Raw genomic sequence first — 25,923 nt, forward strand, 5'->3', positions numbered from 1 at the left:
AAGGGCTTCCCTTCCCGGGGATCGGCCGCGCCCGGCCGTCCCCGCCGCGAGTGCGTCGGCGCTCAGCGCTCGGTGCGCTCCTTCTCGTCCGCCGCGCCGCCGGCGCCCACCAGCCCGCGGGCGCCGCCCGAGGCGGCCAGACGCGGCGCGAAGTGCCTCATCTCGCGTTGCCCCACCCGGCCGATGATGCCCGGCAGGTATCCGCGGATCGCCTGCATGCCGCGCAGCCACCCCTGCCCGTAGACGTGGAACGAGCGGCGTTCGATCCCCGCGACGATCCGGTCCACGGCCGGGCCCAGCGGATAGGTCCGGTTGGTCGGCCAGGGCAGCCGGCCGCGCAGCTCGCGCAGCACCTCGTCCTGGTCCGCGCCGCGCACCATGTCGGTGTCGGTCCAGCTCAGGTAGCCCACGCCGACCCGCACCCCCTGGTAGCCGACCTCCGCGCGGATGCTGTGCGCGAAGGCCTCCACCCCCGACTTGGAGGCGCAGTACGCGCTCATCATCGGGGCGGGGGTGAGCGCGGCGAGCGAGGCGATCTGGAGCAGGTAGCCCCGCGACTCGACGAGGGCCGGCAGGAAGGCGCGGGCGGTGGTGGCGCTGCCGAGCAGGTTGACCTCGATCACCCGGCGCCAGGCGGTCTCGTCGGAGTCCGTGAACGGGCCGCCGGTGGCCACACCGGCGTTGGCGACGACGACGTCCACCGTGCCGAAGCGCTCCCTCACCTCCCGCGCGACCCGCGCCATCCCCGCGTGGTCGGTGACGTCGGCGTGCCAGTGCGCGGAGTCCGTCGGCAGCGTCCGGGCGACCTTCTCCAGCTCCTCCGGCTCCAGGCCGACCAGCGCGAGCCGCGCGCCGCGCGCCGCGAGCTTGCGGGCGAGCAGCTCGCCCACGCCGCGGGCGGCACCCGTCACCACGACCACCTGTCCCTGCAGGCTCCTGCGTCCCATCTACGACATCTCCTTCTCGGCGGGCGGTGCGGACGAGGGCACGTCCTCGGCCAGGTGGTCGCGCACCAGGGCGGCCACGGCGTCGGCGATGGTCTTCGGCGCCTCGATGGGGGTCATGTGTCCGAGGCCGGGCAGCTCGGTGAGGCCGACGCAGTCGGGCAGCGCCTCGGCCAGACGGCGGGCGTGCACCGGCGGGGTGAGGCGGTCCTTCTCCCCGGCCACGACGGCGGTGGGCAGGTCCAGGGCGGCCAGGCCGGCGTCCAGGTCCAGCACCGCCAGGACGTTCCGCGCCCAGGAGGCGCGCACCGTGCGCGGGCAGGCGTGGACTATGCGGGCGCACGCCTCCATCTGCGCGCGGTCGGCGGCGGGCCCCATCGTCGCGTACCGCAGGACGCGCATGCCCAGCGGTGTCACGGGGCCCAGCGGCAGGGCGGAGCCGAGGATCGCCTTCTGGACGCGGTAGCGCAGTCTTCCGGCGCTCAGCGGCGCCACCGTGGACTCGTGTAGCAGCCGGGAGCTGCCGGTGTTGCACAGCAGCGCGGCGGCGGCGTGTTCGCGCAACTGCGGACGTCCGGCGGCGGCCATGATCGTCATGCCGCCCATGGAGTGCCCGACGACGACCGCCCGGGACCCTACGGCCTCCAGTACCGCGCACAGGTCGTCGGCGAGGGCGGTGGTGGTGTGTCCGCCGGGGCCGGCTGCCGGGGAGCGGCCGTGGCCGCGCTGGTCGTAGGCGATCACCCGGTGGTCGTCGGCCAGGTGCCGGATCACCGGGGCCCAGAAGGCGGTCGAGCAGGTCCAGCCGTGTGCCAGGACGACGGTGGGTCCGTCCTCGCGCCCGTGCTCCTCAACGTGGAGTTCGGAGCCGTCGGCGGAGGTCACGGTGAACTCGCGGCGGGCGGGCGAGGGGGCGTAGGGCCCCGAGACGACGTGTCCGGGTCGGGCCGGTCGGGGCGCGCTCATCGGGCCGCCTCCACGGTGTCCGCACTCCGCCGATCGGCGGGGGCCGGTGCGCGCAGCACCCGATACTCGGCGAGGTCCACCTGCCTGGTCACCCTGCGGAACTCGCCGGTGGTGCCCGGCCAGACGGTGGTGTTGCGGCCGTTCGCGTCCAGGTACCAGCTCTCGCAGCCGCCGGTGGTCCACACCGTGCGCCTCATGCGCTCCTGGATGCGGGTGTTCCAGGAGCGGACCGCCTCGGGGCGGGCGTCGAGCGCGGCCCGACCGGTGCCGGCGGTGGTGAGCGTGTCGAGCTGCCTCAGGTAGTCGATCATGTAGTTGAGCTGGGCCTCGATGATGAGGATCATCGAGCTGTTGCCGAGGCCGGTGTTGGGCCCGATGATCATCATGAAGTTGGGGAAGCCCGCGATGGTGGAGCCGCGCAGGGCCTCCATCCCGTCCTTCCAGGTCTCGGCCAGCGTCGTGCCGTCGGCGCCCTTGATCCGGTGGGCGATCGGGACGTCGGTGACGTGGAAGCCGGTGCCGAAGATCACCGCGTCCACCTCGGCCTCGGTGCCGTCGGCGGCCACCAGGGTGTTGCCGCGGACCTCCCGCAGACCGGAGGCGACGACGTCCACGTTGGGCCGGGTCAGCGCCGGATAGTAGGTGTTGGACAGCAGGATGCGCTTGCAGCCGATGCGGTAGTCCGGGGTGAGCTTGGCGCGCAGCGCCGGATCCTTGACGACCCTGGTCATGTGGTACTTGGCCAGCTTCTCCACCAGGCGCATCTGGGCGGGGTGCTTGGTGAAGGCGCCGACCTGGAACTCGCGGATGAGCCAGAGCATCTGACGGCGCAGGGCGCGGGTGGGGGGCACCGCGGTGTGCAGCCGGCGCTCGAAGCCGCTGATCTCCCGGTCCATGCGCGGCATGACCCACGCCGGGGTGCGCTGGAAGACGGTGAGCTTCCCGACAAGCGGCTGGATCGCCGGGATGATCTGGATGGCGGAGGCGCCGGTGCCGATCACGGCGACGCGCTTGCCGCGCAGGTCGTAGTCGTGGTCCCACTGGGCGGAGTGGAAGACCTTGCCGGTGAAGCCGTCCAGGCCAGGGATGTCGGGGATCTTGGGGTCGGAGAGCGGGCCGGTGGCGGAGACGACCATGTCGGCGGTCAGCGTGCCGCTGCCGGTCTCGATCTCCCAGCGCAGTTCCTCGGCGTCCCAGCGGGCCTGGAGCACCTCGGAGTCGAGGCGGATGTGGGGGCGCAGGCCGAAGGTGTCGGCGACCCGTTCCAGGTAGGCGCGGATGTGCTCCTGTCCGGAGAAGTTCCGCGGCCAGTCGGGGTTGGGCGCGAAGGAGAACGAGTACAGGTGGGAGGGGACGTCGCAGGCGCACCCGGGGTAGCTGTTGTCGCGCCAGGTGCCGCCCACGGAGTCGCGGCGTTCCAGCACCACGAAGTCCGTGATGCCCGCGCGGCGCAGTCGTACGGCGGCGCCCAGGCCGCCGAATCCCGATCCGATCACCGCCACCCGTACGTGCTCGTGTTCGGCCATGCCGCCTCCCGCTGCGTTCGAGCTCATGGAACATGCCAGTAATCACTGGCATGGTGGGAGGGTAAGCCAGGAGCGTACTGATCGGTAGGGGGCGGAACCAGGAAAGTTACCGGCGGTCGCACCCCGCTCGAACGGCCCGCGAACCGCCCGCCCCACATAGGCTTCCGGATGTGGCGGATCCAGCACGAGACCCAGCACGAGACCCGGTACGAGACCGGGAACCGGCCGACGACGGAGCGCCGGCCCCGGTCGAGTACCGCACGGCCGAACTCGCCGAGGCGGCGGGCATCACCGTGCGGACCCTGCGCTTCTACCGCGAGCGCAAGCTCCTCCCGCCGCCGCGCCGCGAGGGCCGGATCGCCTGGTACAGCGAGCACCACCTCGCCCGGCTGCGGACGATCTCCGCGCTGCTGGCCCGCGGCCACACCCTCGGCGGCATCGCCGACCTGATCGACGCCTTCGAAAAAGGCCGGGACAGCGGGCGGACCGCCGAACTCCTCGGCTTGGAGAGCACGTTGGTCTCCCCCTGGTCGGAGGAGACCCCCGTCCGCCTCACCCCCGAGGACCTGGCCGAGCAGTTCTCCGGCGAGGTCACCTCCGAGAACCTCGCCGCCGCCCTGGACCTGGGCTACGTCGCCGTCGACGGCGACGAGGTGGTCCACGTCAGCCGCCGGCTGCTCGACGCGTCCACCGCGCTGGTGCGCGAGGGCATACCCCTGGCCGCGGTGCTGGACGCCGGGCGCGTGGTGCGCGAACACGCCGACGCCATCGCCGACCTGTTCACCACCCTCGTCCGCACCCATCTGTTCGCGGACGTCGACGAACTCTCCCCCGCCGACCTCCGGCGCCTCGACGAGGTGATGGACCGGCTGCGCCCGCTGTCCAAACAGGTCGTCGACGCCGAGTTGGCACTGGCCATGGACCGCCGCGTCCGCGCCGAGTTGGAGTCGTGGTCCCGCGCGGACACCGACCCCGAGGCCGAACGGGAGTCCGGGCGGCGGGAGACGGGCGAGGGGCTTGGCGAAACCCCGCGCCGCCCCACCACCCCGTCGCCACGGTGACCGCGCACCCGTGTCGACGCCCCGCCCTCGACGCGACCGCCCCCTTCCCGACGCGCCGTGTCCCCTGGCCCGCCGGTCATACGGCGCCGACAGCGGGACGTTCCACGCCGGTTGGCGCACCGGGAGGAAAAGGGAGGGAGCCCGCACCCTCACGAGTGAATTACGACGTTTCGCATTGACGTGACCGCCGTAGGCGCGCGGTATGCCGTACGCCGGCGCCCGAACCGGCTCCACCACGCATGTCCGGCCGGTCTCGTGGCACGGGTACTCGCATGCCCCACACACCTTCCGCGTCCCCGCGCGCCCGGACCCCCTCGCCGTGGCAGGCCGTACGGGCGGAGGCGGTCTGGATCGCCCGGGCCGCGCGCCGCGCCTGGCGGGAACCGGGCCGCGAGCGCGACCTGGCCGTCCAGTCCGGCAAGGCCGCGCTCGCCGCCGTCCTCGCCTGGCTCGCCGCGTCCTGGCTGCTGCCGGACGCGTTCGCCCTGATGGCGCCGTGGGTGGCCGTGGTCCTGGTGCAGGCGACCGTCTACCGCTCGGTGCGGCAGGGCCTCCACCAGACGCTGGCGATCACCACGGGCACCGTGCTCGCCGCGGCCCTGGTCATCCCCTTCGGGCACCCCCTGCTGACGATGCTCGTCGTCCTGCCCGTCACCACCCTGCTGGGCAACTGGCCGCGCTTCGGCGACCAGGGCATCTACACCTCCACCGCCGCCCTGTTCACCCTGGTGCCGGGCGAGGCCACACTCGACTCCACCGTCTCCCGCATCCTGGCGACGCTGCTCGGCACGGCCATCGGCATCGCCGTCAACGCGCTGATCCTGCCGCCCGTCTACCTGCGCAGCACCCACAAGGCGGTGGACGACGTGGTCCGCGAGGCCCGGGAGATCGTCGCGGAGATCGCCGACGGCCTGGACGAGCCCTGGGAGTACGACCGCGTCCGCGGCTGGTACGAGCGGGCCCACCGCCTCCCCAGGGCGATCCGCGGCGTGCACGCGGCGCTCGGCTGGAGCCGCGAGAGCCTGCGGCTCAACCCCGACCGCCGACGCCGCGCCGAGCTGGCGCGGCTGGACGCGGCGTACGACGAGACCCTGACCACCCTGGAGAACATCGCCAGCCGGCTCATCGGACTGACCTACACCCTGGTGGAGGCCGCCGCCGACGAGGTCCCCCGCCCCAGCCACGCCGTCACCCGCCCGTACGCCGGTTTCCTCCACCAGGTCGCCGGCGCCCTGGAGGCCTACGGCCGCGTGGTCACCGGCGACGCCCCCGAGACGGCCCGGACGGAACTGCGCGAGGCCGTCGACGAGGCCCGCGCCACCCAGGACCGGCTCCGCGCCGAACTCCCCCGGCACGCCGGCGCCGACCCGGGGCGCATGGCGGTGTTCGGCACGCTCCTGGCCGAGGCCCGCAGGCTGACCGGCTCGCTGACGGTGCGGGAGGACTGACGCGGCGCCTACCCCGCCCGGGGCCCGTAGACGACCGTGACGGGCGCGTGGTCGCTCCACCGCAGCTCGTGGCTCGCGGCCCGCTCCACGTGTGCCTTCACCGCCCGCCGCGCCAACGGCTCGGTGGACACGTGGTAGTCGATGCGCCACCCCGCGTCGTTGTCGAAGGCCCGGCCCCGGTAGGACCACCAACTGTACGGGCCCTCCCGGTCCGGGTGGAGACGGCGGACGACGTCGACGTAGCCCGCCTCGTCGAAGACCCGGCCGAGCCAGGCGCGCTCCTCGGGCAGGAAGCCGGAGTTCTTCCGGTTGGCCCGCCAGTTCTTCAGGTCCGCTTCCCGGTGGGCGATGTTCCAGTCGCCGCAGACCAGGACCTCGCGTCCGTCGGCGGCGGCACGCTCGCGCAGCTCGGCGAGGTAGGGCAGGAACGCCGCCATGAAGCGCTCCTTCTCCTCCTGCCGCTCGGTGCCGACCTCGCCCGAGGGGAGGTAGAGGCTGGCGACGGTCAGCCCCGGAAGGTCGACCTCCAGGTAGCGGCCGGAGTCCGTGAACTCGGTCACGCCGAACCCCACCTGCACCCGCTCCGGCGCACGCCGGGTGAGAACCGCCACACCCGCGCGCCCTCGGGCGGAGGAGGGGGCGTACACCGCGTGCCAGCCCTCCGGTTCGCGGACCTCGGCCGGGATTTGGTCCGGTTCGGCGCGCACTTCCTGGAGGCACACCACGTCCGCGTCGGTCGAGGCCAGCCACTCGGTGTAGCCCTTCCTCGCCGCCGCCCGCAATCCGTTCACATTGACCGTGGAGATCGTCAGCACCCAGGCACCTTACGATGCGGGCATGCGCATCGTGCCCACCCCCTTCGACCATCCCGACGCCGTGAAGCTCAACGACCTGGTGCAGCAGGAGTACGCCGAACGGTACGGGGGAGAGGGCGATGCCACGCCGCTGGACCCGGTGATGTTCCAGCCGCCGAACGGCCTGTTCCTCATCGTCTACGACGAGCGGGACCGCCCCGTCGCCACCGGCGGCTGGCGGGCGATGGACGAGGACGAGGAGAACTACCGGGACGGCGACGCCGAACTGAAGCGGATGTTCGTGGTCCGCGAGGCCCGGCGGCAGGGCCTGTCCCGCCGCGTGCTGGCCCTGCTGGAGGAGGACGCCCGGCAGGCCGGCCGGATTCGGATGGTGCTGGAGACCGGCACCATGCAGCCGGAGGCGATGGCGCTCTACGAGTCGAGCGGCTATGCCCTGACCGAGAAGTTCGGGGTGTACCGCCACGAGCCCAACAGCCGCTGCTACGCCAAGCCGCTGCGCTGAGCCCCGCCTCCCGTGCCGGAGTCGGTCGCCGGATGGCGGCCCGGCCCCCCTTTGACCTCAAGCCCGCTTGATGTTCTAGCTTCGGTGTTCCGCGGACCGGTCATCGCGGACCGGTCACCGGGAACGGGAGAGGACGCGCCATGACGGAACGCAGCGGCGAGACGGACCGCCGGTGGGACGGCGACCTGCTGGATCTGGACGCCTACCTGGCCCGAATCGGCCACACCGGGGAGCTCTCCCCCACCTCGGAGACCCTGCGCGCGCTGCACCGCGCGCACGTCCTGACCCTCCCGTTCGAGAACCTGGAGGCCGTCCTGGGGCGGCCGATTCCCCTCGACGTCCCCGCCCTCCAGGACAAGCTCATGCGTCGGACGCGCGGCGGATACTGCTTCGAGCACGCCCGGATCTTCGCCGCCGCCCTGGAGCGCCTGGGGTTCGGCGTCACCGGGCTGTCCTCGCGGGTCGGCATGGGCTCGGACCGCGTCCGGCCCGCCACGCACGCCATGCTGCGGGTGGAGACCGCCGAGACGCCGGACACCGGGCGGGTGTGGATCTGCGACGTCGGCTTCGGCGCCGGCCCGCTGGAGCCGATCGAGTTCGCCGACGGCGCCGAGACCGTCGACAGCGGCTGGACCTTCCGGCTGGAGCGGCGCACCCACCCCCTGGGGGCGACCCTCGCCGCCGAGGAGTGGACGCTCCGCGAGCGGCGCGCGGACGGGGACGGCTGGCTCGACCTGCACGTCTTCGCCCCGAACCCGCAGTACACCGTGGACTGGGCGGTGGGCAACCACTACGTCTCCACCCACCCCCGCTCGCCCTTCGTGCGGCGCCCGTTCGTCCAGCGCACCGGCCCCGACGTCCGCCACGTGCTCGACGGCACCACCTGGGTGACCACCACCCGCGCGGACGGCTCGCGCCGGGCGCGCGAGGTGGAGCCGCGCGAGGTGCCCGAGGTGCTGGAGGACGTCTTCGGCATCGTGTTGGACGCGGAGGACGCCTCGGCGCTCGTCCCGGTGCTGGAGCGTCTTCCCACCGGCTCCGGTCCGGAGGACTGACGGGTACCGTCGCCCCTCGCGTCCCGCCGATCGGCGCCGTTCGTGCCGTTCGGCGTCGGGTGCCGCCCGGTGTTATTCGGTGTCGCCGCCCCTCCCCCGGCACTACCGTCCCCGGTCATGACCGATCCCGACCGGCCGCCCCGGTTCACCCGTCTCGTCTTCCACGGCCCCCTCTCCGAGGCACGGGCCGACCGCATCGTCCGACGGCTCGTCCGCACGGGCCCGGCCACCGTCCTCGACATCGGCTGCGGCTGGGGGGAGTTGACGCTCCGCGTCCTCGAAGCGGCCCCGGGGGCCACGGCCGTCGGTCTCGACCTCGATGCCGAGGACCTGGAGCGCGGTCGGCGCGGCGCCGAGGCGCGGGGGCTCGCCGGCCGGGTGGAGTTCGTCCGGGCGTCCGCGGCCGAGGCCGCTCGCGGCCCCGCCGACCTCGTGCTGTGCGTGGGGTCCGGACACGCCCTCGCCTCCGGCGAGCCGCCCGGGCACGCCGCCGGGGCCCTGTCGAAGCTGCGCCGGCTGGTCTCGCCCGGCGGGCGTGTGCTGTTCGGCGAGGGCTTCTGGCAGCGCGCGCCCACCACGGCCGAACTGGCCCGCATGTGGCCGGGGGCCTCCGCCGACGACCATCCCGACCTGGCGGGTTTGGTGGACACCGCCGTGGCCGCCGGGTTCCGGCCCGAGTGGATCGAGACGGCGAACGAGGACGAGTGGGAGGAGTTCGAGTCGGGTTACCTGGCCGATGTGGAGGAGTGGCTCGCGGTCCACCCCGACCACCCCTTGGCGGCCGAGACCAGGGAGCGCGCCGACCGGCACCGGGCCGCCTGGCTGACCTACCGGGGGGTGCTGGGCATGGCCTACCTCACGCTGATCCCCACCCCCTGACCGCCGTCCGTAGCGCGCTCCCCGCCTCCGGCCGCCCGCGTCACCCGCGGGCCGGTTCGGCGTACACCACCAGGTTCTTCTCGTAGCCGCTCTCGGGGTCGTACGGGGGCGCGCAGGTGACCAGGGTCAGCACCGGCCGTCCGTCGCGCCGGAACACCTCGGCGGGGAGCCTGTCCTTGTCGACCACCTCACGGGCCGTCACCTCGTACCGGACGGGAGGCGCGTCCCGGCGTGCGACGGTGACGACATCGCCCTCGCGGACCCGGTACAGCGTGGCGAAGGCGCCCAGGTCGCCGGTGCGGTCGTCCACGTGGCCGACGAGGACGGCCGAGCCGGCCGGTGCGCCCGGCGGCGGGCCGTGGCGGTACCAGCCGGCCCGTCCGGCGTCGGCGGGAACCTCCACCGTGCCGTCGTCCTCGACGCCGACGGCCTCGATCCGGGCGTCGAGGGAGATCCGGGGGACGCGCACGCCCAGTGGTTCCGCCCCGGCCGTGCTCCGCGCCGGGAACCCGGCCGCCGAGGGCCCGGCCGCCGGAGGTCGGACGCCGAACTCCGAGGGCTCGGCGGTCCCGGAGGGCCACAGCGTCCAGACGAGCGCGGCCAGGACCGCGGCCACCGCGACGGCCACACAGGCCGCCGCGGACGCCACGGCGGGACGGCCCCCAGGGCCTCCGGCCGTGCGCGGGCCGCCCGGTCCGCGTGGATCGGGCGGTCCGAGCGGCCGGTGCGGACCCGGAAGGCCGTTCCCGGGTCCGCGGTCGTCCCTTGCGGGAGCACCCATGGCCGTCAGTCGCTCCGGACGTACCGGCGGCGCGCCGCCAGCAGACCGGCGACCGCGACGGCGCCCGCGGTGCCCCAGACGAGCCAGGCGGTGGCGGACTCGTTGTCCGCGGCCATCGCTCCGCTCTCGCCCGCGTCCACGCCGCCGGGCGCGGACTCCATGCCGCCGATCGTCTGCGTCTTCAGCGCCAGGTTCCCGTCCTCCGCGCTGCCCCAGGCGTAGACGATGGTGGTCGTGCCCTCGGCGAGGTTCAGGTCGGCGGGGCCGATCGCGACGGTGTCGGTGCCGGCCAGGACGACGTCGGCGCTCACCGTGCCGGCGGGCACTTCCAGCGACTTCTCGTTGGGGTTGGTCAGACCCTCGATGACCGGCTTCCCACCGGCGCGGACGTCCACGGCGGGGGCGGCGGCCACATGGCGGACGGTCACTCGGGACCGGCCGGCCGGGACCTTGGAGGTGTCGTTGACGAAGGCGGTGAGCACGGGGTCGCCCTGCGCGTTCAAGTGCGCGGCGAGTGTGGCGTTCGCGCCGGCCGGGACCTCGACGCTCTTCTGGAGGGCGGGGTCGCCGTCGGGGCCCTCGCCGTCCGCGAAGACCTCGATGTCGTAGGTGCCCGCGGGGAGGGATTGGGGTTCGGTCAGGGTGCCGGGGCGGAAGTCGGGAAGCAGTTCCCGCCCGTTGGCGTACACGTCGACGGTGAGGCCGGGCACGCCGTGGAAGACGGACACGGACGCCGTGTCACCGCCCTGTGCCGGGGTGGCCGCCGTGGCGGGCACGGCCGCCGCGAGGCGGTTCTGGCGCTCCTGCCCCCGAGCGGCCCGCTCGAGGTGGCGTCCGAGCCAGTATGGGTCGCCCTGTGGTGGCCCGCCACTCGTCCCCTGCGTACCGGGCGGTCTCCGGCGCTCCCGCCGCTTCCCGCCGCTTTCCCGGTGCTCCCGCCGCTTCCCGCTCCCGCTGCCGGGGCGGTGCCCGAAAAGGCCGGAAGCCCGTCCCGATCGGTGCGATCGGAGCGGGCTTCCGGCGGGGGACGGGCTTCCGGTGGGGACGGGCGGACGGCTCGGGACTCGGGGCTCAGGCCGCCGGCTTCCCCAGCCGCACCGGCAGCGTGCTCGCACTGTTGGAGAACATCGACGGCACGGGCACCAGCTCCGCCGGGTCCGCGGCGAGGGAGAGTTCCGGGTAGCGGGCGAAGAGGGACGGGAGCGCGATGCCCGCCTCCAGCCGGGCCAGGGGCGCGCCGAGGCAGGCGTGCGGGCCGTGTCCGAAGGCGAGGTGGCGCTTCTGGTCGCGGGTGACGTCGAAGACGTCGGCGTCCGGGCCGTGGTGCGTCTCGTCGCGTCCGACCGCGCTGTACGGGGCCATGATCGCCTCGCCCTTGGGGATGGCGACCCCGGCGATCTCGATGTCCTCCAGCGGGTAGCGGAACGGGAAGTTGCCGATGGGCGCGTCCCAGCGCAGGACCTCCTCGACGACCGCCGACCACGTCGACTCGTCGCCCTTCAGCGCCGTCTCCCGCTGCTCGGGGTGGGTGAGCAGGGCGCGGACGGCGTTGGCGATCAGGCTGAGCGTCGTCTCGTGTCCGGCGGTGAGCATCAGCAGCAGGGTGCCGACGAGTTCGTCCTCGCTCAGGGCGTCGGGGTCGGCCTCGCGCGCGGTGATCAGGGCGCTGGTGAGGTCGTCGCCGCGCTCGGTGCGGTGGAGGTCGACCACGCGGCCGAGGAGCTGGTAGATCGCGATCTGGTTGGCTCCCACCTCGGCGGGGGTGAGGTCGGAGCGGAAGATCTTGTCGACCATCTCGCGCAGTGCGGGCCGCTCGTGCTCGGGGACCCCGAACAGGTCGCTGATGACCTGCATGGGGACGGGGTAGGCGAAGTGGCGGCGCAGGTCGACGACGCCGTCGGCGTCCGCGTGGGAGGGCAGCTCGTCCAGGAGGTCGGTGACGATGCGCTCCACGTCGGGCCGCATGTCCTGCACGCGGCGGGGGGTGAAGGTCTGGCTGAGGAGTTTGCGCAGCCTGCGGTGTTCGGCGCCGTCGGCGGTGACCATGTTGGTGACCTTGACCATGCCGATCAGCGGCCAGTCGTCGGGTATCTCCCCGTTCCGGATGGCGTTCCAGTTGCGCCAGTCCTTGGAGACGCGGGAGTCGGTGACCAGGTCGGCGACCAGCTCGTGGCGGGTGACGCTGTAGGCGATGACGTCGCCCGGCAGGGCGACGCGGACCACGGGGCCGGCCTCGCGGAGCCTGGCGGCCTCGCCGTGGTGGTCCCGGCCCTCGGGGTCGAGGGTGATCAACGGCAGGTCCGTCGCCACCTTCGGCGGGTGCTGTTCGAGCGTCATGTGCGGCCTCCTCAGTGAGTGGGACGAACGGAAGCACGACGACCGCCGGCGGCCCGGCCCCGGCGCGGCAGGGCGCTGAAGGCCACCGGCAGGGCGGTGGGGCAGCGCGTCCACGGGGAGGGGTTCCAGGTCACCTCTCGCGGGTCGATCGTGAGCCTCAGACCCGGCAGCAGGTGCAGGGCCGTGTTGACCGCGGTGTGGGCGATCAGCCGGGACGGCACCCGGGCGGGGCACATGTGGGGGCCGGCCGAGTAGGCCATGTGCCCGCGGCTGCCCGGGGGCAGCCGGTCGAAGGGGATGAGGGAGGGGTCGCTGTTGGCGGCCGCCAGTCCGAGGATGAGGACGTCCCCCTTGCGGATGTGCTGCCCGCCCAGCTCGGTGTCGCGCAGGGCGTAGCGGGCGGGCATGTGCGTCATGGGGGGCTCGCGCCACAGCACGTCGTCCAGCGCGTCGTCCACGCCCAGGTCCCCGCCGCGCAGCCGCGCCTCGAAGCCGGGGTCGGTGATCATCCGGTAGAGGGTGTGGGCGATCCAACTGGTGGTCGTCTCGTTGCCGGCGGAGATCATCACCACCATCGACTGGAGGATCTCGTCGTCGTGGCGGAGGTTGGGGTGTCTCAGGAAGGCGGTGGTCAGGTCGCTCTCGGGGCGGTTCTTCCGCTCCTGGAGGGTGTCGTGAAGAATCTGCTCGAAGCTCCGGTTGCCCGCCTGGGAGTCGTCCTGGCTGCCGAAGAGCGCGATCAGGGCGCGGCGCAGTTCGTGGCCCTGATCGGTGTCGAGGCCGAAGAGGTGGCCTATGGCCAGCATGGGGATGTAGGCGGCGTAGTCGGCCACCAGGTCGGCCGTCCCCCGCTGCGCGAACTCGTCGATCAGCTCGGTGCACATGCTCTCCACCTGGCGGCGGAGGGCACGTTTGTCGATCTGGGCGATGCCGTCGTCCAGGGGCTTGCGCAGCCGGCGGTGTTCGTGCTGGTCGGCGCCGATGACGTTGGGGCGGTAGGCCATCATCGGCATCAGTCCGGAGTCCGGGGAGACGACGCCCTCGTTCAGGTCGCGCCAGTTGCGGGCGTCGCGGGAGTACAGCGGCTCCCGCTCGGTGATGACGCGGATCTCCTCGTAGCCCATGACCAGCCAGGCCGGCACCCCGGGTTCGAGTTCCACCGGGGCCACCGGGCCGTGTGCCGCGCGCAGGCGCGCGTAGACCGCGTGGGGGTCGCGGGACTGGGTGATGGCCGTCAACGGCATGCGTCCGGACGAGACCGGGCACGCGGAGGACGGAACGGCGGGCGAGGTCACGCTGGTGTCTCCTGGAGCGATCGGTTGCCGACATGGCTGACGAGTGCGATCAGGGCCTGCAGCGACGACTTGGGGTCGCGTGCGTCGCAGTGCACCACGGGGGTGGTCGGCAGCAGGTCCAGCGCCTCGCGGATGTCCTCGTCGCTGAACCGTCCGCTGTCGGGGAACTGGTTGACGGCCACGGCGAAGGGGAGTCCGCGCTCCTCCAGTTGGTCCAGCACCTCGAAGCTGTCGTCCAGGCGGCGGGTGTCGACCAGCACCAGCAGGCCGACCGCGCCGACGACCAGGCCCTCCCACAGGTCCCAGAAGCGGCGCTGTCCGGGGGCGCCGAACAGGTAGAGGACCAGCGTGTCGCTGAGGGTGATGCGGCCGAAGTCCATCGCCACGGTGGTGGTGGTCTTCGACTCCAGACCCCGCAGATCGTCGATGCCCGCGCTGGCCTGGGTCATGACCTCTTCGGTGCGCAGCGGCTCGATCTCGCTGACCGAGCCGACCAGCGTCGTCTTCCCGACCCCGAACGGACCGACGACCAGGATCTTGGCGGACTGCACCACGGTGGGGAGCAGATACGCGGGGTCAGGCCGAGAGCTTTCTTCTGAGTCCATCCAGAACCTCCTGGAGCAAGGTGATGTCGGGGCGGTCGGAGGCGAGGGGCGCGGAGGAGCAGACGGTCAGGTGGCCGGAGTCGATCAGGTCGCCGACCAGGACGGTGACGACGCTGACCGGCTCCTTCAGATGAGCGGCGGCCTCGACCAGCGCCAGACGGTTCCGGCAGACGCTCAACAGCCGGCGGTGGTGCCTGCTGGCCGTGACGGGCAGGGGGTCGGCGGTGCCGGTCGCCTCCAGCAGGGTCTCCACCGGCAGGCGCCTGGGCGGCTGTACCCGCCCGCGCGTGATGACGTAGGGGCGGACGGGGCCGCCCGGCCGGTCCGCGGCCGTCATGTCGTACGGGTGCGGCGCGCCGGGGTGGCCTGGTGCTCGCCGAATCTCTTGACCTGGAGCACCATCTGCGAGCCGATCAGCGCCGGGTTGACGGTGTCCTCGGTGACGACGGCCAGTCGGGTGCCGTCCCCCGCGCTGCGCACGAAGAGGAACCCGCCCTCGAACTCGGTCATCTGCTGGACCAGGGCCCGGCTGCCCCGGCCGAAGGCCCTGGCGAGGCTGGTGCCCACGGACATCAGGCCCGAGGCGGCCGCCGCCAGCCGGTCGGCCGTGTCCTGGTCCAGCTCCTGCGAGCGGGTGCGCACGAGTCCGTCGGCGCTGAGGACCACCACGTGGCGGACGCCGGGGACTCCGACGACCTCGCTGATCATCCAGTCGTTCTGCGGGGGGTTCATCGTCAGTCTCTTTCGGACGGTTCGGTACCGGTTGCGGAGGAGTCGCGGCCGGCGTTGATGAATCCGGCCAGGAAAGCGCCGGCCTGGGCCGGATCGGCCTCCGGGATGTCCTGTCGGATGGCAGCCGGAGCGCCGTCGGACGCCGTGGACACGCGGCGGGAGCGGCGTTTGGGCAGGCCCACCGTGGTCTGCTGCGCCGTCCGGAGCGGCACGGGACCGCTCGGCTCGGCGGGCTCGGCGGGCGCCGGCACGGCGGTGGGCTCGGGGGTTTCCGCGGACACGGCAGGCGTCTCCTCCCGTACGGGCGGCACCGCGTCGGCGGGTTCGACCGGCTCCAGGATCTCGTGGGGCACCAGGACCACCACGCGCAGTCCTCCGTAGGGGGACCGGTTCAGGTCGACCTCGATGCCGAACTGGTGGGCTATGCGGCCGACCACGGCGAGTCCGGTCTGTGGGTCGTCCAGATCCCGCAGGGTGATCACGCGCTCGCCGCTGACGACCCGGCGGGCCTTCTCCAACTGGCTCTCGGTCATCCCCAGGCCGCGGTCGTCGATCTGGACGACCACTCCCCGCTGGACCAGTTCCACCTGCACCCCGACGCTCGCCGGCGGCGGCGAGAAGGTGGTGGCGTTCGCCAGGAGTTCCGCGACGAGGTGGATCAGCCACTCGGCCGCGTAGGGGGACACGCCCATGTCCGGCTCGCCGCTGACCTCCACGCGCCGGAACTCGGTGATCCGGCCGGAGGCGGCGCGGACGACGTCCGTGAGCGGCACGGTCTGCCGCCACTGCTGTCCGGTCCACTCGCCGCACAGGATTCTCACGCCCTGGGCCAGGTGGGACAGGTGGGTCGCCTGGTGGTCGATGCGCATGCCCAGTTCGACCAGCGCCAGGTCGCGGCTCGCGACCAGTTCGGCGGCCTCCTTCTGGACCCGCAGCGCACCGCTCTGCAGCCGCTGCGCCAGGGTCTTCAGGGCGTGCTCGTAGGCGTCCTGGTGGTCCGCGGTCGCCTCGGCCACGTCCTGGAGCGCCTTGCGCAGGAACTCCTGGACCCGCTCGTCGACGCCCGGGTACTCCTGCGTCTTGGGCGGCTCCTGCCCGTTCAGCACCTCGCGGAGACGGTCGCTCCACTCGCTCAGCGCCTTGTTCGTCGCGTCGGACTGGCTCCGGGACCAGCCCTGCCACTGAGCGTGGACGCCCTCGAGCTCGGCGGCGTGCTCGGCTCGGGCCTTCTCCAACTCGCGGACGGCCGCGGAGTGCCGCTGCCACAGCCGGCCCAGGCAGAGCACCAGGCCCACCGTGGCGAGGGACACGGCCGCGGCCGCCGCCGGCGGCCACACCCGCCACGCCGCCACCTGGGCGGTGGCCACTCCGGTGGCCAGGACCAGGGCCAGAAGCCACGTCATCCTCTGCGGATGCACCACCGCGCGGGCAGGGGAAGGGGGACTCATACGCAGCCGCTTTCGCATGTCGGGTGTGGAGACGAAGTGACGTCTCGTCAGTGCGACGGACGTTCAAAAAGCTTTGTTCGTATGGGTTTTGATCTTAGCCAACCGATCACCGTGCTTGTCAGGGACCGGAGATTTTCTCCTCACGGCCCTTCCTCGCGGCCTCGCCGCCCGGACGGCGAGGACGGTCGTCCCCCGCCGTCCGGGCGGTGCGCGCCGACCCGGCTCGGCCCGGTGGGCGGTCCGAAGGAGCGGGCGCGGCATGCGCCCCGCCCCCGCGGCACCCGTGCACGGAGTCCGCGGACCGGATCGCGGCCGGAATCGTCAAGATCGCGGTCGGACGGCCGGCTCCGTCGGCCAGGGGGCATCGCCGGCGGTCTCGGGCGACACACGACGAAGCCCCGTCCGAGGTTCCCGGACGGGGCTTCGTGGTGCGGTGTGGACCTGAGGGGATTTGAACCCCTGACCCCCTCGATGCGAACGAGGTGCGCTACCGGACTGCGCTACAGGCCCTTGCAACGGGTGAAACCCTAGCATCCCCAGCGGCGTGCGTGGAAATCCGTTCCGCGCTGGTCACCGTGGACGCCGCGCCGGTGTGGGACGGGTCACTCGTTGGCGGCACGGGGACGGTCCTCGTCGGCGTACTGGTCGAACAGCGGCGTCTGTCTGCGCGGGGCCGAGACCGGAGGGCGGTCCACCGAGGGCTGGGCCGGGGCGGAGGCCGTGGTGGAGCGGGCCGAGCTCCAGGTGTCCGGGGCGCCGAGATCCACGCCGCGCGCGGTGCGCGGGGCGACCGGGGCGTTGACGTAGGTGGGCAGCGGCACGGGGGTGGGCTCCCAACTGCCGTCCGCCGGCCGGGGGGCGCGCTCACGGCGCTGGGAGTCCACCCATTCGGCGTGGTCGGTCTGCTCCACCAGCACGCGCCGCTCGGCGGCGACCTCCGGGTCGGGGACGGCGGGCTCGGCGACCGGTTCCGGCTCCGAATCGGCGGGGGCCGAGCGGCGCTCGCGCAGCCGACGGGCGGCGGCCTCGGCGCGGCGCTGGTCCATCACGTAGGCGAAGCGGCGGCGCTCCTGGGCGCGCATGTGGGCGATGTACGCGCTCAGCAGCCCGGCGGGGATCGCCGGGGCCCACAGGAAGGCGATGCCGCCCACCGCGGCGACGATCGCGCCGAGCGTGAAGGCGAGGAAGAGCACCATCGTGGTGCGTCGGCGCCGGGCGAGCAGTTTGGCCCGCCGCGTCCGTCCCGTCGCGTCGGGGCGGTGGGCGTGCGTCGGTCGGCGCACCTCGGTGGGGGCCTCGGAGCGGGCCATGGTCGCCGGCCCGGGGACCTCGTGCCGCTCGGTCACGGGATTGGCGAGCGCCCGGACGTCCACGCCGCCCGCGGGCAGCCCTGTGGAACCCTCGTCGGGGACCGCGAGGTCCACCTGATCGCCCTCCTCACGTTCGGCCGCCTCTCTGAGTTCCTTGGCGTACCGACGCTCCATGCCCGCCCGGCCGGACAGCAGCCGGATGGCGGTGCCGAAGCGCTCGGTGGGACGAGCCTCGTTGAGTTCGTCCTCACGACGGAGCCACATCGGCACCAGGTAGGCGGCCCAGGCCCCGACGATGGCTGCGTAGATGAGGCCGCTGCTGCTCACGTCTCACACGGTAGAGGGGTTTACCGAGGCCCATACGCCAATTGGCGCGGTGTGTCGCACGATCTGGCTGATATCTCTACCGTTTTTTGTGATTGTTGCGACTGGCGTTCGCGAGAACGTCCGACCGATGAGCAGAAGATGCCCACCCCGTGGATAAAATCGAACATTTATTTTATTTCCGCGGAGTTCCGGGACTCGTCCTCCGATGCCAGCGGGTCAGCAGCCCCTCGGGGACGTCCTCCGTGGTCAGCGCGTACACCAGGTGGTCGCGCCAGGCGCCGTCGATGTGCAGATAACGCGGCCGGAGCCCCTCCTCGCGGAATCCGAGTTTCTCCACCACACGGCGGCTCGGCCCGTTCTCGGGGCGGATACAGATCTCGATCCGGTGCAGTCCGACCGTGCGGAAACAGTGGTCCACGGCGAGCGCGACGGACGTCGGCATCACCCCGCGGCCCGCCACCTCCCGGTCGACCCAGTAACCGATGTGCCCCGAGCACATCGAGCCCCAGGTGATCCCGGCGACCGTCAACTGTCCCGCCAGCCGTCCCCGGTACTCGACCACGAACGGCAGCATCCGGCCCGCCTGCGCCTCCGCGCGCAGGTGGCGGACCATCTGCCGGTAGGTCGGGCGGCGCGGCGGCAGGTGGCCGGGCAGGGCGGGCGGGACGGTGGCCTCCCAGGGACGCAGCCAGTCCCGGTTGCGCTGGTTCACCTCGCGCCAGGCCCGGTGGTCGCGCAGCCTTATGGGACGGAGGGTCACGTCACCATCCGTCAGCTCGACCGGCCAGGAGACGTTCAGTTCGGTTCCTTTCTCGGGTGGTCGCCGCCTCGGATCTGGTCCACCGCGTGTGCCAACAGGCGCTCCAGGACGGCCAGTCCGTCGCGCACGCCCCCGGTGGAGCCGGGGAGGTTGACGATCAGCGTCGTGCCCGCGACGCCCGCGGTGCCGCGCGAGAGGGCGGCGGTCGGGACCTTGGCGAGCCCGGCGGCGCGGATGGCCTCGGGGATGCCGGGGATCTCGTAGTCCAGCACGCGCCGGGTCATCTCCGGCGTCCGGTCGGTCGGCGAGACGCCCGTGCCGCCGGTGGTGAGCACCACGTCGTAGGAGGCGGCGACGGCGGCGCGCAGCGCCTCCTCCACGGGCTCGCCGTCCGGGACGACGCGCGGGCCGTCGGCGCCGAAGCCCAGTTCGGTCAGGGCCTTGACCAGCAACGGGCCGGTGGTGTCGGGGTAGACGCCCGCGGCGGCGCGGTCGGAGACGGTGACGGCCAGGGCACGGCCCCGCGCGCCGTCCCGCTCGCCGGTGTCGCTCACTGGTCCCGCCTCCAGTCCCCCGAGGCGCCTCCGGTCTTCTCCTCCACCCGCACGTCCGTGATGACGGCGCCCTTGTCCACCGCCTTGACCATGTCCACGACGGTCAGCGCCGCGACCGACACGGCCGTCAGCGCCTCCATCTCCACGCCGGTGCGGTCGGTGGTCCGCACCGTCGCCGCGATCTCCACCGCGTCGTCGGCGACGGACAGGTCGACCTTCACCCCGGACAGGGCCAACGGGTGGCAGAGCGGCACCAGGTCGGGCGTCCGCTTGGCGCCCATGATCCCGGCGATGCGGGCGACGGCGAGCGCGTCGCCCTTGGGCACGCCCTCGCCGCGCAGCAGTTCCACGACGCGCGGCGAGACGAGCACGCGCCCGGTCGCGCGCGCGGTGCGGGTGGTGACGTCCTTGGCCGAGACGTCGACCATCCGGGCGGCGCCCGCCTCGTCGATGTGGGTGAGGCCGCCGTTGGCGCCCGGGGGGCTTTCCTGTGGCGCGCTGTTCATCGCTCTCCCGCGTCGCTCGGTGTCGGACGACAACGGTACCCGTAGGGGCTCCGGCTCAGTCGGCGCCGTCCAGGAGCACGACCTCCGGTTCGTCGCCCCGGGCGACCTCGGTGGTCCGCTCGGGTACGACGATCAGCGCGTCGGCGTGGGCCAGGGAACCGAGCAGGTGGGAGCCCGCGCCGCCCACCGGGCGCACCGTGCCGATCCGTTCGCCCTCGCCCGGCGGTTCGTACCGGCCGCGCAGGAACTGCCGCTTCCCGGCCGGGGAACCGATGGGTTCCTCGCACTCCAGACGCGCGCGGACGGTGGGCCGGGAGGCGGGCTCCAGGCCCATCAGGACGCGCAGGGCCGGCCGGACGAACAGCTCGAAGGAGACGTAGGAGCTGACCGGGTTGCCGGGCAGCGCGAACAGCGGGATGCCGTCGGGGCCGACCAGGCCGAAGCCCTGCGGTTTGCCGGGCTGCATGGCCAGTCGCCGGAACTCCACGCTCCGGACGGGCGCGGTCGCCTTCCCTCCCTTCCCGTCTCCCTCGGGCCCCTCGGGACTCTCGGCCCCCTTGGATCCCGTGGGGCCCTTGGTCCCCTCGGGACTCTCGGGCTCCTCCGGTTCCGTCAGGTCGGCGCCGCCCAGTACGGTGCCCTCCAGGTCGGAGAGCGCCTCCTTCACCACGTCGTACGCGCCGACGCTCACACCCCCGCTGGTGACGATGGCGTCGGCGCGCACGAGCTGGTCCTCGATCACCGTGCGCAGGGTCTCGGCGTCGTCGCCCACCGCTCCGACGCGGTAGGCGATGGCGCCCGCGGCCCGGGCGGCGGCGGTGAGGGCGTAGCTGTTGGAGTCGTGGATCTGGCCCGGGCCCAGCGGCGAGCCGGGGCGGACGAGTTCGCTGCCGGTGGAGAGCACGACCACGCGCGGGCGCGGACGGACGGTGACCGTCTCGCAACCGACGGCCGCGAGCAGGCCGATCTGCGCGGGCCCCAGGATCGTGCCGGCCTCCAGGGCGACCGCGCCGGCGCGGATGTCGCCGCCCTTGTCGCGCACGTACTGCCGTGACGTCACCGGCCGGTGGACGCGGACCTCGCCCGTCCCGCCGGACGGGTCGGCGCTGTGGGCGGCCATGGCGTCGGCCGGGCCGCCGCCGGTGCCCCCGTCCGTCCACTCCACCGGGACGACGGCCTCGGCGCCGGGCGGCAGCGGGGCGCCGGTCATCACGCGGGCGGCCTGCCCCGGTCCGACCTTCGGCATCCGTCCGGTGCCCGCCGCCACGTCGCCGACGACCTCCAGCACCGCCGGGTCGGCCTCGCTCGCCCTCGCCACGTCGGCGACCCGGACCGCGTACCCGTCCATGGAGCTGTTGTCGAACGGCGGCAGCGGGGTGGCCACCAGCACGTCCTCGACGAGTACGCAGCCCTGGGCGTCGAGCAGGTGCAGTTCGATGGGTTCCAGCGGTCTCACCGACCGCAGGACGTCGGCCAGGTGCTCGTCGACGGACCAGGTCCCGCTCACGTGACTACAGCTCCTTGGTCGCGAAGCCGCGCAGCCACTGCCGGAAGTCCGGGCCCAGGTCCTCGCGCTCGCACGCCAGGCGCACGATGGCCCGCAGGTAGTCGCCGCGGTCGCCGGTGTCGTAGCGGCGTCCCTTGAAGACCACGCCGTGCACCGGGCCGCCGATGGAGGGGTCGGCCGCGAGGGTCTGGAGGGCGTCGGTGAGCTGGATCTCGCCACCGCGTCCGGGCTCGGTCTTGCGCAGGACCTCGAAGACGGCCGGGTCGAGGACGTAACGGCCGATGATGGCCAGGTTGCTGGGGGCGTCCTCGCGGGAGGGCTTCTCCACCAGGTCGGAGACGCGCACGACGTCGTCGTCGCCGGTGGGCTTGGCGACGGCGCAGCCGTAGAGGTGGATCTGCTCGGGATCGACCTCCAACAGGGCGACGACGCTGCCGCCGTAGGTGGCCTGCACCTCGATCATGCGGGACAGCAGCGGGTCGCGCGGGTCGATCAGGTCGTCGCCGAGCAGGACGGCGAAGGGCTGGTCGCCGACGTGCGGGGCGGCGCACAGGACGGCGTGGCCCAGGCCCTTGGGGTCGCCCTGGCGCACGTAGTGGATGGTGGCGAGATCCGTGGGCTCCTGGACCTTGGTCAGCTTGGCCTCGTCGCCTTTCCTCCGCAGGACCTCCTCCAACTCGTAGTTGCGGTCGAAGTGGTCCTCCAGGGGACGCTTGTTGCGGCCGGTGACCATGAGGACGTCGGGGAGACCGGCGGTGACGGCCTCCTCCACCACGTACTGGATCGCGGGCTTGTCGACGACCGGCAGCATCTCCTTGGGAGTGGCCTTCGTCGCCGGGAGGAAGCGGGTGCCGAGCCCGGCGGCCGGGATCACGGCCTTGGTGATCCGTGTGCGCGAGGTAGTCATGTCGAGCACCTTAGCCCCTGTTCTGTTACACAACGTGCGGTTTCAACACGTCTGTTGCGGTTTGCAGACAATCGTTCCGGGGCCGTCGAATCGCCTCTCGAACTGGTCGGAGTCGGTCCGTCGCGCCATCGTGATGATAATGCGATCACGGCGGCCGACGCCGTGACCAGCGAACCGGGAGCGATGCACCGTGAGCGACGCGGAGACCACCACCGACACCGGGAAGCGCGCGCTGCGGCGCGCCCTCCTGGCGGCGCGCGCCGCGCTGCCGGAGGAGGAGGTGCGGCGGGCCGCCGGGGCACTCGCCCGGCACGCCCTGGAACTGCCCGAGTTGACCGGTGCCCGCACGGTCGCCGCGTATGTCTCCATAGGGCGCGAACCGGACACCCGTGCGCTGTTGGACGCGCTGCGCGAGCGCGGCGTGCGGGTGCTGCTGCCGGTCCTCCTGCCCGACAACGACCTGGACTGGGCCGAGTACGAGGGAGCGGACCGGTTGACGCGCGCCGGCCGGGGACTGCTGGAGCCCACCGGCCCGCGGCTCGGTCCGGCCGCCGTGACGTCCGTCGACACCGTCCTGCTGCCCGGGCTGGCCGTGGACCGGCGCGGGGTGCGCCTGGGGCGCGGCGGCGGCAGCTACGACCGCGCGCTGGCCCGCGTCGAGGCGTCCGGGGCCCGACCGGCACGCGTGGTGCTGCTCCACGCCGGCGAACTGCTGGACGGGAAGGTGCCCGTCGAGCCCCACGACCAGCCCGTGCACGCCGCGGTCACCCCTTGGGGGGTGCACCGCTTCACGGCGTGAGGGCCATGGTGTCCTCGGTCGCCTTCTCGACGGCCTTCTCGCTGAACGCCCAGTCCAGCATCTTCCCCTCGGCCCACAGGTCCGTCTGGTCGATGTAGTTGGGGTGGTAGGCGTGGCCGGAGGCGCCGGTGAGGTTGATCCACCGGGACTCGTCGAGCTCGGCCATGTTGACCACCATCCGCATCGACGGCACCCAGACCACCCCGTAGCCGCCGGCCGCGTTCCAGCCGGTGGCGTCGACGGCCGCCTCGCCGCCGCCGAGGTTCCACGGACCGCGGTTGAGCAGGTGCTGGAGGAAGCCGGGGCCCTCGGTGCCCAGGGTCTGGTTCTTGAGCATCAGCCGGTGCAGGCGGCCCCAGTTCCAGGTCTCGATGTCCTTGCCGAGCTTGGTGGTCAGCTCCCAGCGGGCGTCCTTCATCGCCCGGCCCAGCAGCTTCTCCAGGTCGCCCTTGCCCTCCTCGTAGCGGCTGCCGGGGGTCCACCAGCCGCTCTTCGGGTCCTCCAGCAGCGTGCGCACGACCTCGTACCAGCGGTCGCCGCCGTCGGGCTGCGCGGACTCCGGGGCGCGCACGCCGCACTCGCGGACGGTGCGGACGGTGCCGTCCAGATCCTCGATCGGACCGGAGTCGTCGGCCGGGCGGACCCTCAGGCACTCGCCCTTGACGCGGACCTCCTTGGGGAGCTTGTTGCCGAAGGAGAGCTTGAGGAGGTTGCGCCACACGCCGTTGAAGTAGGCGGCGGGGGCCGAGTCGGCGTCCTGGGTGTAGTCCCAGCCCTCCAGCAGCTTCTGCGCCTCGCGGACGTAGGGGTCCTCGACGTCGATCTTCAGCAGGCGGGGGACCAGGATCTTGGCTATCTCACTGCTGTTGTCGAGCTGCATGGACGCCATGTCGTCCGTGGAGATCTTGCCGCCGTCCTTGATCTTCGACTGGATCAGGTCGTTGATCCGCTGGCTGCGGGCGCCGTAGCCCCAGTCGTGGGTGAGGAGGTGGGGGTACTTCTCCTGGTCGACGACGGCCTGGTTGGCGGTGACGATGTAGCCGCGCTCGGGGTCGTACTCCCAGGGCAGGGCCTCCTGGGGTATCCAGCCCTTCCACTCGTACTCCGGGTCCCAGCCGGGCGCCGGGTAGCGGCCGTCGCCCTTGCCGCGGATCGGGATGAGGCCGGGGGCCTGGTAGCCGATGTGGCCCTCGGTGTCGGCGTAGATCAGGTTCTGCGAGGGGACGGCGAAGTCGCGGGCCGCCGCGCGGAACTCGGTGAAGTTCTCCGCCGCGTTCAGCTTGAAGACCGCGTCCATCGTCTTGGAGGGCTCCAGGGCCGTCCAGCGCAGCGAGACGGCGTAGCCCTTGCCGCGGTCGGGGGCGCCGTCCTGGACGGGGGCGTGGTCGCCGACCGTGCCCAGTTCGGCACTGCGGTCGGAGACGATCGGGCCGTGGCGGGTGGAGCGGACGGTGATCGTGCGGTCTTTGCCGCCGGCGACCTTGATGACCTCCTCGCGCGTCTTGTACGGGACCCGCTTCCCGTCGTAGACGTACGTCCCGTCCTGGATCTTCTCCAGGTACAGGTCGGTGACGTCGGCGCCGAGGTTGGTGAAGCCCCAGGAGATGTCCTGGTTGTGGCCGATTATCACGCCCGGCATGCCGGAGAAGGTGAAGCCGGCGACGTCGAACGGGCAGGCCTCGCTCACCTTCTTGCAGTGCAGGCCCATCTGGTACCAGATCGAGGGCAACTGCGGCGCCAGGTGCGGGTCGTTGGCCAGCAGCGGCTTGCCGGTGGTCGTGTACTCGCCCGAGACGACCCAGGAGTTGGAGCCGATGCCGCTGCCGTTGGGGCCGAACAGCGCGGGGATCTCGTCGATGGTCGCCGAGAGCGCCGAGAGCTGCGTCCGGGCGTCCCGGAAGGCGGTGTCGGCGGAGCCGCCCTGAGGGGCGACGGCGCCGTCGGTGGACGCGGTGCCGTCCGGGTTCACCGTGCCGTTCTGGGCGCCGACGGTGCCGTCGGGGTTCACCGTGCCGTTCTGGGTCCCGTCCTGGATTCCGTTCCCGGGGGTGGCGCCTTCGGGGGTGACACTCTCGGGGGCGGTCTCCTTCGGGTCGAAATCGCCGGTGACGGTGTTCACCGCGCCGTTCTCGACGATCGGCTTGTTCCGGTCGTACGGGTACTCCGGGTACAGCTCCTCGATCTGCTTCTTCGACAGGCGGCCGGCGAGCAGGGCGCGGTCGATCTCGTCCTGCATGTTGCCGCGCAGGTCCCAGGCCATGGCCTTGAGCCAGGCGACGGAGTCCACCGGCGTCCACTTCCGCGGCTTGTAGTCGTTGACGAAGCCGAGGGCCGCGTACTCCAGGGAGATCTCGTCTCCGCTGTGGTCGGCGAGGTAGCTGTTGACGCCCTCCGAGTACGCCAACAGGTACTTCTTGGTCGTCTTTGACAGCTTGGTGTCGTACTCCTTCTCCGCCACCTCGCGCCAGCCCAGGGTCCGCAGGAAGGCGTCGGTCTCGACCTGGCTCTCGCCGAACATCTCCGACAGGCGTCCGGCCGTCAGGTGCCGTCTCACGTCCATCTCCCAGAAGCGGTCCTGGGCGTGGACGTATCCCTGGGCGCGGAAGAGGTCCTCGGCGGTGTCGGCGTAGAGCTGGGGTATGCCGTTGGCGTCGCGTTTGACCGTCACCGGCGCGGACAGGCCCTCCAGTTGGAGGGAGCCCGTAGTCTGCGGGAAGGAGGCGCGGACGGTGTCCACGCTCCAGAACGTGCCGTAGCCGATGCCCGCCACGAGCAGCAGCACGACTGCGATCACGGAAAAACGGGCGCGTCGCGAGGTCTTCTTGGCGGGCATCTCTGTCCTTCGAGGAGCAGGTTGGG

General features: G+C 72.7%; 25 protein-coding genes and 1 tRNA gene. 6 read left to right on the top strand and 20 right to left on the bottom strand.

Annotated elements, in window-relative coordinates; all coding sequences use genetic code 11:
- Nucleotides 1-62: 62 nt before the first annotated feature.
- Genes IF47_RS0115135 through IF47_RS0115145 form a run of 3 tightly spaced genes read right to left on the bottom strand, consistent with a single transcriptional unit; the run spans nucleotide 63 to nucleotide 3,436 of the window.
- On the bottom strand, nucleotides 63-947 hold the full coding sequence (locus IF47_RS0115135) for an SDR family oxidoreductase (protein WP_031509304.1): 885 nt from the start codon (nucleotides 945-947) through the stop codon (nucleotides 63-65).
- Entirely contained in the window at nucleotides 948-1,910 is a 963-nt protein-coding gene (locus tag IF47_RS0115140; protein ID WP_031509305.1) for an alpha/beta fold hydrolase, read from the bottom strand.
- Nucleotides 1,907-3,436 (bottom strand): flavin-containing monooxygenase, encoded by a 1,530-nt coding sequence (locus tag IF47_RS0115145; RefSeq protein ID WP_031509306.1) that lies wholly within the window; start codon nucleotides 3,434-3,436, stop codon nucleotides 1,907-1,909. The genes IF47_RS0115140 and IF47_RS0115145 overlap by 4 nt, the downstream gene beginning before the upstream one ends.
- Before the next feature lie 170 nt (nucleotides 3,437-3,606).
- On the opposite strand from IF47_RS0115145, the gene IF47_RS0115150 reads away from it, so the two are divergent.
- Together IF47_RS0115150 and IF47_RS0115155 are read left to right on the top strand one after the other, a co-directional pair.
- Nucleotides 3,607-4,497: a MerR family transcriptional regulator gene (locus IF47_RS0115150; protein WP_078591848.1), complete on the top strand. Its 891-nt coding sequence runs from the start codon at nucleotides 3,607-3,609 to the stop codon at nucleotides 4,495-4,497.
- A 272-nt stretch (nucleotides 4,498-4,769) separates the two neighbouring features.
- Nucleotides 4,770-5,945: an FUSC family protein gene (locus IF47_RS0115155; protein WP_051717710.1), complete on the top strand. Its 1,176-nt coding sequence runs from the start codon at nucleotides 4,770-4,772 to the stop codon at nucleotides 5,943-5,945.
- Between the two features lie 8 nt (nucleotides 5,946-5,953).
- On the opposite strand, the gene IF47_RS0115160 is transcribed toward IF47_RS0115155, so the two are convergent.
- Nucleotides 5,954-6,760: an exodeoxyribonuclease III gene (locus IF47_RS0115160; RefSeq protein ID WP_031509309.1), complete on the bottom strand. Its 807-nt coding sequence runs from the start codon at nucleotides 6,758-6,760 to the stop codon at nucleotides 5,954-5,956.
- Between the two features lie 22 nt (nucleotides 6,761-6,782).
- Here IF47_RS0115160 and IF47_RS0115165 point away from each other — a divergent pair, with 22 nt between their 5' ends.
- The 3 genes from IF47_RS0115165 to IF47_RS0115175 all read left to right on the top strand — a co-directional run bounded on the left by IF47_RS0115165 (nucleotide 6,783) and on the right by IF47_RS0115175 (nucleotide 9,196).
- Entirely contained in the window at nucleotides 6,783-7,262 is a 480-nt protein-coding gene (locus IF47_RS0115165; RefSeq protein WP_031509310.1) for a GNAT family N-acetyltransferase, read from the top strand.
- 140 nt (nucleotides 7,263-7,402) lie between these two features.
- Nucleotides 7,403-8,317, top strand: a complete 915-nt coding sequence (locus IF47_RS0115170; protein WP_031509311.1) for an arylamine N-acetyltransferase family protein — start codon at nucleotides 7,403-7,405, stop codon at nucleotides 8,315-8,317.
- A gap of 117 nt (nucleotides 8,318-8,434) precedes the next feature.
- Nucleotides 8,435-9,196 (top strand): SAM-dependent methyltransferase, encoded by a 762-nt coding sequence (locus IF47_RS0115175; RefSeq protein ID WP_031509312.1) that lies wholly within the window; start codon nucleotides 8,435-8,437, stop codon nucleotides 9,194-9,196.
- A 40-nt stretch (nucleotides 9,197-9,236) separates the two neighbouring features.
- Here IF47_RS0115175 and IF47_RS0115180 read toward each other — a convergent pair whose 3' ends face one another.
- The 15 genes from IF47_RS0115180 to galU form a co-directional block, all read right to left on the bottom strand.
- Nucleotides 9,237-9,845 (bottom strand): class F sortase, encoded by a 609-nt coding sequence (locus IF47_RS0115180; protein WP_031509313.1) that lies wholly within the window; start codon nucleotides 9,843-9,845, stop codon nucleotides 9,237-9,239.
- 137 nt (nucleotides 9,846-9,982) lie between these two features.
- On the bottom strand, nucleotides 9,983-10,753 hold the full coding sequence (locus IF47_RS0115185; RefSeq protein WP_051717712.1) for a DUF4397 domain-containing protein: 771 nt from the start codon (nucleotides 10,751-10,753) through the stop codon (nucleotides 9,983-9,985).
- Between the two features lie 295 nt (nucleotides 10,754-11,048).
- Nucleotides 11,049-12,314 (bottom strand): cytochrome P450 family protein, encoded by a 1,266-nt coding sequence (locus IF47_RS0115190; protein ID WP_031509315.1) that lies wholly within the window; start codon nucleotides 12,312-12,314, stop codon nucleotides 11,049-11,051.
- An 11-nt stretch (nucleotides 12,315-12,325) separates the two neighbouring features.
- A complete protein-coding gene (locus IF47_RS0115195) occupies nucleotides 12,326-13,558 on the bottom strand; it encodes a cytochrome P450 (protein ID WP_031509316.1) in 1,233 nt (410 codons plus the stop codon).
- Between the two features lie 47 nt (nucleotides 13,559-13,605).
- A complete protein-coding gene (locus tag IF47_RS0115200; RefSeq protein WP_031509317.1) occupies nucleotides 13,606-14,214 on the bottom strand; it encodes a GTP-binding protein in 609 nt (202 codons plus the stop codon).
- Nucleotides 14,186-14,551: a DUF742 domain-containing protein gene (locus IF47_RS0115205; RefSeq protein WP_031509318.1), complete on the bottom strand. Its 366-nt coding sequence runs from the start codon at nucleotides 14,549-14,551 to the stop codon at nucleotides 14,186-14,188. The genes IF47_RS0115200 and IF47_RS0115205 overlap by 29 nt, the downstream gene beginning before the upstream one ends.
- Complete coding sequence (locus IF47_RS0115210; RefSeq protein WP_031509319.1) at nucleotides 14,548-14,946, bottom strand: roadblock/LC7 domain-containing protein; 399 nt, start codon at nucleotides 14,944-14,946, stop codon at nucleotides 14,548-14,550. Before IF47_RS0115210 ends, IF47_RS0115205 begins: the two co-directional genes overlap by 4 nt.
- A gap of 2 nt (nucleotides 14,947-14,948) precedes the next feature.
- Nucleotides 14,949-16,349 carry a sensor histidine kinase gene (locus tag IF47_RS27840; RefSeq protein WP_051717714.1) on the bottom strand — a complete coding sequence of 467 codons (1,401 nt, stop codon included), beginning with the start codon at nucleotides 16,347-16,349 and terminating at the stop codon, nucleotides 14,949-14,951.
- A 481-nt stretch (nucleotides 16,350-16,830) separates the two neighbouring features.
- Nucleotides 16,831-16,904: transfer RNA gene (locus tag IF47_RS0115220), tRNA-Ala, on the bottom strand.
- Between the two features lie 92 nt (nucleotides 16,905-16,996).
- Complete coding sequence (sepX, locus tag IF47_RS0115225; protein WP_031509321.1) at nucleotides 16,997-18,031, bottom strand: divisome protein SepX/GlpR; 1,035 nt, start codon at nucleotides 18,029-18,031, stop codon at nucleotides 16,997-16,999.
- Nucleotides 18,032-18,203: 172 nt separating this feature from the next.
- Nucleotides 18,204-18,830, bottom strand: coding sequence for a GNAT family N-acetyltransferase (locus IF47_RS0115230; protein WP_078591851.1), 627 nt, complete (start codon nucleotides 18,828-18,830; stop codon nucleotides 18,204-18,206).
- A complete protein-coding gene (locus IF47_RS0115235; protein ID WP_051717716.1) occupies nucleotides 18,827-19,345 on the bottom strand; it encodes a MogA/MoaB family molybdenum cofactor biosynthesis protein in 519 nt (172 codons plus the stop codon). Before IF47_RS0115235 ends, IF47_RS0115230 begins: the two co-directional genes overlap by 4 nt.
- Complete coding sequence (gene moaC / locus IF47_RS0115240) at nucleotides 19,342-19,851, bottom strand: cyclic pyranopterin monophosphate synthase MoaC (RefSeq protein WP_051717718.1); 510 nt, start codon at nucleotides 19,849-19,851, stop codon at nucleotides 19,342-19,344. The genes IF47_RS0115235 and moaC overlap by 4 nt, the downstream gene beginning before the upstream one ends.
- Before the next feature lie 55 nt (nucleotides 19,852-19,906).
- The gene (locus tag IF47_RS0115245) at nucleotides 19,907-21,358 is read right to left on the bottom strand and encodes a molybdopterin molybdotransferase MoeA (protein WP_031509325.1); all 1,452 of its coding nucleotides are present in this window, start codon (nucleotides 21,356-21,358) and stop codon (nucleotides 19,907-19,909) included.
- A 4-nt stretch (nucleotides 21,359-21,362) separates the two neighbouring features.
- The gene (gene galU, locus IF47_RS0115250; RefSeq protein ID WP_031509326.1) at nucleotides 21,363-22,265 is read right to left on the bottom strand and encodes a UTP--glucose-1-phosphate uridylyltransferase GalU; all 903 of its coding nucleotides are present in this window, start codon (nucleotides 22,263-22,265) and stop codon (nucleotides 21,363-21,365) included.
- Nucleotides 22,266-22,455: 190 nt separating this feature from the next.
- Between galU and IF47_RS0115255 the strand changes: the two genes are divergently transcribed.
- A complete protein-coding gene (locus IF47_RS0115255) occupies nucleotides 22,456-23,064 on the top strand; it encodes a 5-formyltetrahydrofolate cyclo-ligase (protein ID WP_037732667.1) in 609 nt (202 codons plus the stop codon).
- On the opposite strand, the gene IF47_RS0115260 is transcribed toward IF47_RS0115255, so the two are convergent.
- The gene (locus IF47_RS0115260; protein ID WP_031509328.1) at nucleotides 23,054-25,897 is read right to left on the bottom strand and encodes a penicillin acylase family protein; all 2,844 of its coding nucleotides are present in this window, start codon (nucleotides 25,895-25,897) and stop codon (nucleotides 23,054-23,056) included. The genes IF47_RS0115255 and IF47_RS0115260 overlap by 11 nt on opposite strands.
- Nucleotides 25,898-25,923: the final 26 nt, after the last annotated feature.

The sequence above is a fragment of the Streptomyces megasporus genome (assembly GCF_000718985.1).
Lineage (GTDB): Bacteria > Actinomycetota > Actinomycetes > Streptomycetales > Streptomycetaceae > Streptomyces > Streptomyces megasporus.

What these genes read in the sequence shown, in the direction of transcription:
- IF47_RS0115135 (WP_031509304.1), bottom strand. Translation starts at nt 947, where the DNA reads ATGGGACGCAGGAGCCTGCAGGGACAGGTGGTCGTGGTGACGGGTGCC.
- IF47_RS0115140 (WP_031509305.1), bottom strand. Translation starts at nt 1,910, where the DNA reads ATGAGCGCGCCCCGACCGGCCCGACCCGGACACGTCGTCTCGGGGCCC.
- IF47_RS0115145 (WP_031509306.1), bottom strand. Translation starts at nt 3,436, where the DNA reads ATGGCCGAACACGAGCACGTACGGGTGGCGGTGATCGGATCGGGATTC.
- IF47_RS0115155 (WP_051717710.1), top strand. Translation starts at nt 4,770, where the DNA reads ATGCCCCACACACCTTCCGCGTCCCCGCGCGCCCGGACCCCCTCGCCG.
- IF47_RS0115165 (WP_031509310.1), top strand. Translation starts at nt 6,783, where the DNA reads ATGCGCATCGTGCCCACCCCCTTCGACCATCCCGACGCCGTGAAGCTC.
- IF47_RS0115170 (WP_031509311.1), top strand. Translation starts at nt 7,403, where the DNA reads ATGACGGAACGCAGCGGCGAGACGGACCGCCGGTGGGACGGCGACCTG.
- IF47_RS0115175 (WP_031509312.1), top strand. Translation starts at nt 8,435, where the DNA reads ATGACCGATCCCGACCGGCCGCCCCGGTTCACCCGTCTCGTCTTCCAC.
- IF47_RS0115190 (WP_031509315.1), bottom strand. Translation starts at nt 12,314, where the DNA reads ATGACGCTCGAACAGCACCCGCCGAAGGTGGCGACGGACCTGCCGTTG.
- IF47_RS0115195 (WP_031509316.1), bottom strand. Translation starts at nt 13,558, where the DNA reads ATGCCGTTGACGGCCATCACCCAGTCCCGCGACCCCCACGCGGTCTAC.
- IF47_RS0115200 (WP_031509317.1), bottom strand. Translation starts at nt 14,214, where the DNA reads ATGGACTCAGAAGAAAGCTCTCGGCCTGACCCCGCGTATCTGCTCCCC.
- IF47_RS0115205 (WP_031509318.1), bottom strand. Translation starts at nt 14,551, where the DNA reads ATGACGGCCGCGGACCGGCCGGGCGGCCCCGTCCGCCCCTACGTCATC.
- IF47_RS0115210 (WP_031509319.1), bottom strand. Translation starts at nt 14,946, where the DNA reads ATGAACCCCCCGCAGAACGACTGGATGATCAGCGAGGTCGTCGGAGTC.
- IF47_RS27840 (WP_051717714.1), bottom strand. Translation starts at nt 16,349, where the DNA reads ATGACGTGGCTTCTGGCCCTGGTCCTGGCCACCGGAGTGGCCACCGCC.
- moaC (WP_051717718.1), bottom strand. Translation starts at nt 19,851, where the DNA reads ATGAACAGCGCGCCACAGGAAAGCCCCCCGGGCGCCAACGGCGGCCTC.
- galU (WP_031509326.1), bottom strand. Translation starts at nt 22,265, where the DNA reads ATGACTACCTCGCGCACACGGATCACCAAGGCCGTGATCCCGGCCGCC.
- IF47_RS0115260 (WP_031509328.1), bottom strand. Translation starts at nt 25,897, where the DNA reads ATGCCCGCCAAGAAGACCTCGCGACGCGCCCGTTTTTCCGTGATCGCA.